Origin of the sequence: Synechococcus sp. OH2, assembly GCF_047462155.1 — a bacterium.
In the GTDB taxonomy this organism is placed as follows: domain Bacteria; phylum Cyanobacteriota; class Cyanobacteriia; order Thermostichales; family Thermostichaceae; genus Thermostichus.
In genome coordinates this window covers 47,757-55,227 of sequence record NZ_JANSIR010000048.1, presented here as the reverse complement: position 1 = coordinate 55,227, position 7,471 = coordinate 47,757, and the positions used below count along the sequence as shown (strand labels likewise).

At 58.0% G+C, this 7,471-nt stretch carries 6 protein-coding genes; 3 read left to right on the top strand and 3 right to left on the bottom strand.

Annotation, left to right across the window (positions count from 1 at the left end):
* Positions 1 to 538: 538 nt before the first annotated feature.
* Complete coding sequence (gene holA / locus NW835_RS03775) at positions 539 to 1,516, top strand: DNA polymerase III subunit delta (RefSeq protein WP_414414560.1); 978 nt, start codon at positions 539 to 541, stop codon at positions 1,514 to 1,516.
* A gap of 116 nt (positions 1,517 to 1,632) precedes the next feature.
* On the opposite strand, the gene NW835_RS03770 is transcribed toward holA, so the two are convergent.
* The 3 genes from NW835_RS03770 to NW835_RS03760 all read right to left on the bottom strand — a co-directional run bounded on the left by NW835_RS03770 (position 1,633) and on the right by NW835_RS03760 (position 5,140).
* The gene (locus NW835_RS03770; RefSeq protein ID WP_414398813.1) at positions 1,633 to 2,244 is read right to left on the bottom strand and encodes a cytochrome c oxidase subunit 3; all 612 of its coding nucleotides are present in this window, start codon (positions 2,242 to 2,244) and stop codon (positions 1,633 to 1,635) included.
* A gap of 131 nt (positions 2,245 to 2,375) precedes the next feature.
* Positions 2,376 to 4,082 (bottom strand): cytochrome c oxidase subunit I, encoded by a 1,707-nt coding sequence (ctaD, locus tag NW835_RS03765; RefSeq protein WP_414414559.1) that lies wholly within the window; start codon positions 4,080 to 4,082, stop codon positions 2,376 to 2,378.
* A 56-nt stretch (positions 4,083 to 4,138) separates the two neighbouring features.
* Positions 4,139 to 5,140, bottom strand: a complete 1,002-nt coding sequence (locus tag NW835_RS03760; RefSeq protein ID WP_414414558.1) for a cytochrome c oxidase subunit II — start codon at positions 5,138 to 5,140, stop codon at positions 4,139 to 4,141.
* 467 nt (positions 5,141 to 5,607) lie between these two features.
* On the opposite strand from NW835_RS03760, the gene NW835_RS03755 reads away from it, so the two are divergent.
* Positions 5,608 to 6,522, top strand: coding sequence for a COX15/CtaA family protein (locus NW835_RS03755; RefSeq protein WP_414414557.1), 915 nt, complete (start codon positions 5,608 to 5,610; stop codon positions 6,520 to 6,522).
* A 52-nt stretch (positions 6,523 to 6,574) separates the two neighbouring features.
* Positions 6,575 to 7,471: heme o synthase (locus tag NW835_RS03750; protein ID WP_414414562.1), on the top strand; the 897-nt coding region annotated here is incomplete at its 3' end.

Here is a 7,471-nt window from a genome sequence, read left to right as displayed (position 1 = left end):
CCCCACCCGCCTGCGCGGTGGGGTAGTTCATAGTGCCCTTTAGGCAACCGAGGTTAGCGGGTGGAGCTGGGAGCTCTTAACCTCTTCAGAGCTGAAAGGGGGAACCCCTGCTCCCGACTGATCTGCTTTGAAGAGCGGGGAATTGCAGTAATGAATTTGCACACGAGTAGGCCGGCCCAAGCCCAAAGCAGATCCCAGGCAGCGCGCTAAAACCTGCACTTTGAACTCCAGTTCGCCAATAGTGTCCATATACTTGCGGCCCTCCCTCCAACCCCATCTCTAAGCCCAGCTTAGGAGAAGATTGACGAGAGTTCTTCAGTGGGAATACAGAATTTGCCAAGCTAGATCATGCAAAGCTGGCACTCTTTTTAGAGAGAAAAAAGCTGAAACCTGGCCAGGCTTTCTCCGGAAGATCCCGGACAAAGGGCCGGAAGCTACCCGTTGATTAGAAGCTACCCGTTGATTAACGTAAGTAAAAATAACGCCTAGAGAAACTACGGAAAAAAGCTGGAGACCAAGCTGAGGCGACGTGGGGAGTATGCCCGTCTACCTTTACTGGGGAGATGATAGCTATCGCCTCCTGCAGGCGGTGCAAGAGCTGCGCGATCAGGTGCTGGATCCCGCGTGGGCTGCCTTTAACTACGATCGCCTGCCACCGGAGTCCACCCTGGCCGGACTGAACCTGGCCATGACGCCGCCTCTGGGATCCAACGCCCGCCTGGTTTGGCTGGAGGAGACAACGCTCACCCAGCAGTGTTCCGAAGAGTTGGTAAGAGAACTGGAGCGAACGTTAGCTTCTTTGCCCCCCACAACCCATCTGGTCTTGACCACCAGCAGCAAGCCGGATGGACGTCTCAAATCCACCAAACTCCTCAAGCAAGGGGCCATTGTCCGCGAGTTTTCCCAACTGCCCCCCTGGGACGAAGAGGGCATTCTTAAGCACGTACACCGCGAGGCCCGACAGTGGGCTCTCAAGCTCAGCCCAGAGGCAGCCCAGAAGTTGGCTGAGGCGGTGGGCAACGATTCCCGCCGTTTGGCCATGGAACTGGAAAAGCTGGCCCTGTTTACGGCAGGCCAGCGGGATCCCATCTCCCCTGAGCAAATCGAGGCTCTGGTTCCTGCCAGCGCCTACAACAGCTTTCAACTGGCCGCCTCCCTGCGCCAGGGCAACTTGGATCGATCCCTGCAGATCCTGAACCATCTGCTGGATCACAACGAGCCGCCCCTTAAGATCCTGGCAGTGTTGGTGGGCCAATTCCGCACCTGGCTGTGGGTAAAGCTACTGCTGGAAGAGGGAGAACGGGATCCCAAGGTCATTGCCCAAAAAGCAGAGATTGCCAACCCCAACCGGGTTTACTTCTTACAAAAAGAGGTGGGATCCCTAAAAAGCTCAGCACTGCTGAAGGTGATGCAGCAACTTCTACAACTGGAATATCAGCTCAAGCAAGGTCAGCCGGAGCGAGAAGTGTTTCCAGAGGCTCTGATCCAGACCGTGGCCATTCTCCAACAGTCCTGAGCTTTTCTGTCGTTGTTACCCCGTCCAGGGACAGTTCTCACAATGGCCCATTTAACGGACAGCGTGCTCGGCCGGGATCTCCTTCAGCCTTGGGGAGGGGGATCCCTCTTCGCGACTCAGAGCAAGTAGAGCAGGATAAACAACACAATCCAAACCCCATCCACAAAGTGCCAGTAGATCTCGGCAGCCTCGACGCCAAAGTAGTGTTGGACACTGTAGTGGCCCGGCTTCAGGGATCGCCAAAGCACCGCCAAAATAAACAGCAACCCTGCTGCTACGTGCAGCCCGTGAAACCCCGTCAAGACATAGAAGGTACTGGCAAACAAGTTGGTGGTGAGGCCAAACTCCAGGTGGCTGTACTCGTAGAGCTGCCCGGCCAGGAAGATGGCCCCCAGCAGGGCAGCGAGGGCAAACCACAGCCGCAATCCCTTGACGTTATTGGCCTGGATGGCAGGCTTGGCCTGGTGGATAACCAAACTGCTGGAGAGGAGGATTGCCGTGTTGATCCCAGGCAAGAGCAATTCCCGCTCCGGCGTCCCTTCCGGTGGCCAAACCGGGGCCGTGAGGCTGTAGGCCAAATAGGCCATGAACAGGCCCAAGAACAGACAGCCTTCCGCTACCAGGAACATCAGCAGACCAAAAACGCGATGATCTGGGTGCTCGGCATGAGCGGCATGGGCCTGAGTGTGGCCGACCATCAAGGCATCAGAAGCGAGGGATCCTTGCATATTCCTGTCCACTTAAAATCAATTTTCGCCAAATTCCAGAGACTTCTTGAAACTGTAGGGGCAGCCCAGCCAAGATCAAGACGGGAATACCCGGCGAGCAGAGGATGGATACCCAGCGGGCAAGTCCCCTGCTAAGAAGAAGTAGGCTCCGCCTCAGCCAGCGCCAGCTCCCGCAAGCTCTGCAACTGGGCGGCCAAGTAATCCAAAGTCTCCTTGCTGTGCAGGCCGTAGTCGTAGGGGCCAGTTAGCAGGATGGGATCCCCGTAGAAGTTGTGGGCAGGCGGTGGGGAAGAAGTTGTCCACTCCAGAGTTAGAGCCTGCCAGGGGTTGTCTCCGGCCTTGGGCCCAGCTACCCAAGAGTAGATGGCGTTCACCAAGAAGGGCAGCGTGGAAATGGCCAGAATGAAAGCCCCCACCGAGCTAATCCAGTTGAGGTCGGCAAATTGTGGGTCGTACTGAGCCACGCGGCGGGGCATGCCCATTAGACCCAGCTTGTGCATCGGCAAAAAGCACATGTTGAAGCCGACAAAGGTCAGCGCAAAATGCACCCGTCCCCAGAACTCGTTCAGCAGCCGGCCGGTCATCTTGGGGAACCAGTGGTAGAGGCCGGCATAGATGCCAAACACACTGCCGCCAAACAACACGTAGTGCAGGTGGGCCACCACAAAGTAGGTGTCGTGGACGTGGATATCCAACGGCACCGAAGCAAGGATGATCCCGCTCAAGCCGCCGATGACAAACATGGAGATAAAGCCCATGGCAAACAACATGGCCGTCCGGTAGTGGATCTTGCCGCCCCAGAGAGTCGCCAGCCAGCTAAACACCTTGATCCCGGTGGGAACGGCAATGGCCATGGTGGCGATCATGAAGAACACCCGCATCCAGTCGGGGGTACCGCTGGTAAACATGTGGTGAACCCAGACAATCAAGCCCAAAAAGCAGATGGCCAAGCTGGAGTAGGCAATGGCTTTGTAGGCAAAGATGGGCTTGCGGGCATGTACCGGCAAGATCTCCGAGATCATGCCGAACACCGGCAGAACCATGATGTACACCGCCGGGTGGGAGTAAAACCAGAACATGTGCTGGTACACCACCGGATCCCCGCCGCCGCTGGGGTTGAAGAAAGCCGTGCCCGCCAACAGGTCAAAGCTAAGCAGGATCAGCGCCCCAGCCAGAACCGGCGTTGCAATGAGAGTGATGATGGAAGCAGCTAGCATCGCCCAGCAAAACAGAGGCATATCCTCCATCTTCATGCCGGGCATGCGCATCTTGAGGATGGTGGTAATAAAGTTCACGGCCCCCAGAATGGAAGAGGTTCCGCCCAACAAAATGCTTAGGATCCAGAGTTCTTCTCCCACCTTCCCACTGATGAGGCTCAGCGGCGGATACGAGGTCCAACCCGCTGCCGGGGCCTCGAGGAAGAGGCTAGCCAGAAGCAAAAGGCCGCTGGGTGGAATTAGCCAAAAGGCGACGGCGTTTAGCCTAGGAAAAGCCATGTCCCGCGCTCCAATCATCAGCGGCACCAGGTAGTTGCCAAAGCCCCCCATCAAAGCCGGGACAATCCACAAAAAGATCATGATTGTGGCGTGGAGGGTAAAGGCACCGTTGTAGCGCTCAAAGCCGAGAAAGTCGGCTTCGGGGGTGGCCAGCTCGGCCCGCACGGCTGTAGCCAGCGCTCCTCCCACCAAGTAGAAGAAAAAGCCAGTTACCAAATACTGGATCCCGATCACCTTGTGGTCGGTGGAGAAGGTAAAAAAGCGCCACCAGGGCTCGGCGGCAGGCTCCAGGCTGGCTTTGGGGGCAGCGGCAAAGGTGGGATTGTCCTGTAGCTGGGTCATGGCAAAAGGCTCCTCCTGGCGTCACCAGAACGTCCGTCAAGGGGAAAGGGATCTCTCTAGCCCGCTGAGGGAAGGGATCCCGTTCGCGTCAGCGGGACGGAGTCCTTGGGCAGTTTGAGAGAGGTTAGATCAGCAGGCGAGAGGCCCAAACGCTGCTGGTGAACTTGGACGAAGGCAGATTCCGAGGGAGAGGGGTGAAGGTCCCCCGCCCAGGCCAGCGCGTTGTTCTCGCCACGAGCAGCCACCAGTTGCTCCCGCTGCCAGCGCTCGAACTCTTCCGGCGTCTCCACTACCAGTTGTGCCACCATCACTCCATGGTAAGGGCCACATAGCTCGGCACAGATGATGGGATAGGTTCCTAGCTGCGTGGGCACAAACTCTAGGTGAGTCTCTCGGCCTGGGATGAGATCTTGCTTTAGGCGAAATTGCGGCACCCAGAAAGCGTGGTTGACATCCATAGCCGTCATGTTCAAGCGCACCCGCTTGTTAAGAGGCAGGTGCAGCTCGCCGGCCACCAAACCCGATTCCGGATAGGTGAACATCCAGGCATATTGCATGCCCTGAACTTGGACAACCAGATCTGGCTGACCCCTCTCCTTTCCCGGCAGCACCGCGGGAGTGTAAGCATAGCCCGGATCCCCTGCTTCCGTCTCCTGGGAAGACCCCATCGCCATGGCCGCGTGGACGTGACCGCCCACATCGGCGCCTCCATACACCGCCTGATAGACATCGAGGCTGGCCAGGCCCAACCAGAGGATGATCACCGCCGGCACCGCCGTCCAGACGATCTCCAGCAGCACGTTGCCGTGGTTGGGATCCCCGTCTCCTCGATCGCCTCGCCGCTTGCGGTAGCGAAAGGCACAGTAGAGAAGCACTCCCTCCACCACCAAAAAGATCCCGGTGGCGATGGTGATCGTGGTGTTGAAGAGGCTATCGAACAAGGGAGCCGAGTTAGCAGCCGCTTCCGGAAGCAGATGGTGATTTTGGCCATACCAGAGACTGGCCAGGGTCAACAGCACCCCGATCCCCACCAAAAAGATATTCTTGAGCGCGCTCACAGCTGCTTTTCCCCGCTGCTACCACCACGACGTGCCTGCCCTAGCAGGTTCTGTAAACAGAACCCAAGCAGGCTTAGACTCCTCTCTATTCAAATCCCAGGAGCCGGCGAAAATTGGCCATCTTAGGGATCTCTTCGGGATCTTCGGCCGGAGCGTTGGCGACGTCTACTGAGGAAGGGCAGCTTGGCCCAAAGAAATCCTTAAAAACCTTCGCCAGTTGCAAAGCTGCATTTAAGATTCGTTGCAAGCGAGTCTCCCCTCTGCCTCTAGAGAAGCACCACCCAGGATAGGAAGGGGTTAGAGGGATCGAGTTATTAACTGTTGCTTCCGCGCATTTTTGAGTGCCAATTGTGGACTGCTCTCCCTAGATTTCGATTCTTCAAACTGCAATGGACTCCTCAATTTCTCCATCTCACGTCCCCTCTTCGGCTTCGGATCCCGTTCCGCCTGGGGAGCTTTCCCTGCACATGGGGCGAGCCCTGCTGGGCCTAGCGGCGGCTACTTGGCTGTTGATGGGGCTAGGCAGTGCCACTCGAGTCATGAATGCTGGACTTGCCTGTCCCGACTGGCCCCTCTGCTATGGAGAGCTGGTGCCGACGCAGCAGATGAACCTGCAGGTGTTTCTAGAGTGGTTTCACCGCCTGGTGGCTGCCGGGGTGGGCTTGGCCACCCTGGTGCTAACGGGGTTTGCCTGGCGGAAGCGGCAGGCTTTGCCCACTTGGCTGCCCTGGGGTCTGAGCTGGGCTTTTGTCTTGGTCGTGGCCCAAGGGATCCTGGGCGGGCTGACGGTAACGGAGTTGTTGCGCTTTGACATTGTGACGGCCCACCTGGGCACGGGCCTGCTGTTTTTTGCCACGCTACTCACCTTGGGATGGCTGGCCTTGCCAAGCGTCGCTCCCTCTGAGGAGGGGAGAGCTTCTGTTGGCTACTTGCCCTGGCTCGGCTTGGGGGCAGTGCTGCTGGTGTACGTCCAGAGCTTGCTTGGGGCTTTGGTGGCTTCCCAATGGGCGTTACACCAGTGCTTTGCTTCTGGTGAACTGTGCGGAGTGATGAACAGTCACTTGCTAGGGGTGGCTCCGGCCACGCTGGCGGTGTTGCTGGTGGCGGTGGCTACGAGTTGGCGGCGGCAGCAGATCCCAAGAATTCTCAAGCGGCTGGGCCATGGATCCGTAGTCCTTTTGCTGGCGCAAGTGGGGGTTGGCATTCTCACCTATCGCTACCGGCTGCAGGTGGAGCCCTTGACGGTAGCCCACCAGATGATTGGGGCAGCTTTGCTGGCGTGCTTGCTGGGCTTTACGGTGCTGGCCTGGCGGATGAGCAACAGCCTTGGGGGAAGGATCCCTCGGGGGGTAGCCGCAGCCCCAGAAATGAACGGCGAGTAGTTCCATGGCAGATATCCTTCCAACCTACCGTCCAGATCCTTGTCAGAACACGGTGACAGGGATCCCTTTTGGCCATCGCCAAAGTCTGGCGCAGGTTTTGCACAGCTATAGCCAGTTGGTGAAGCCGAAGATCATCGCCCTCTTGCTGATGACCACGGCTGGAGCGATGTGGATGGCGGGCAATACGGATCCCTTCAAGTTTGGTGTCACCCTCTTGGGGGGAGGGATGGCGGCGGCCGCAGCCAATATCATCAACATGGTGTACGACGCCGATATTGATCGGATGATGGAGCGAACCCGCCACCGTCCTCTGCCTTCCGGTCGCATTCGGGCCCGACATGCCCTGATGTTTGCCGGGATCCTAGCTCTGATGTCCTTTGGTGTGCTGGCCTGCTTTACCAATTGGCTGGCTGCTGGCTTAGCCATGGCAGGGATCCTGGTGTATGTAGGGGTCTATACCCACTGGCTGAAGCGTTCCAGCCCCCAGAACATTGTTATCGGCGGAGCAGCAGGGGCAATCCCACCTTTGGTGGGCTGGGCAGCGGCTACGGGCAAGCTGAGCTGGGCTGCTTGGGTGATGTTTGCCATTATTTTTTTGTGGACCCCGCCCCACTTCTGGGCCTTGGCGATTTTAAAGCAAGAGGACTATGCCCGCGCCGGGGTGCCGATGCTGCCGGTGGTGGCAGGAGAAAGGCCAACTGCCGCCCAGATTCTCCTCTACGCTCTGCTAATGGTGCCAGTCAGTCTACTGCTGGTTTACCCTCTGCACGTGCTGGGATCCTTTTACTTGAGTGTGGCAACCCTGCTGGGATCCCTTCTCATTTGGAAGGCGGTGCAGTTGCTCCAGGAACCGCACAACCGGCAGCGGGCAGCCTCCCTCTTCACCTTTGCTAACCTCTACTTGCTGCTGTTGTGTGGCGCCATGGGGTTGGACAGGTGGTCGCTGACC

Coding starts and splice junctions, on each gene's coding strand:
- NW835_RS03755 (WP_414414557.1), top strand. CDS start 5,608: ATGGGGCGAGCCCTGCTGGGCCTAGCGGCGGCTACTTGGCTGTTGATG.
- holA (WP_414414560.1), top strand. CDS start 539: ATGCCCGTCTACCTTTACTGGGGAGATGATAGCTATCGCCTCCTGCAG.
- ctaD (WP_414414559.1), bottom strand. CDS start 4,082: ATGACCCAGCTACAGGACAATCCCACCTTTGCCGCTGCCCCCAAAGCC.
- NW835_RS03770 (WP_414398813.1), bottom strand. CDS start 2,244: ATGCAAGGATCCCTCGCTTCTGATGCCTTGATGGTCGGCCACACTCAG.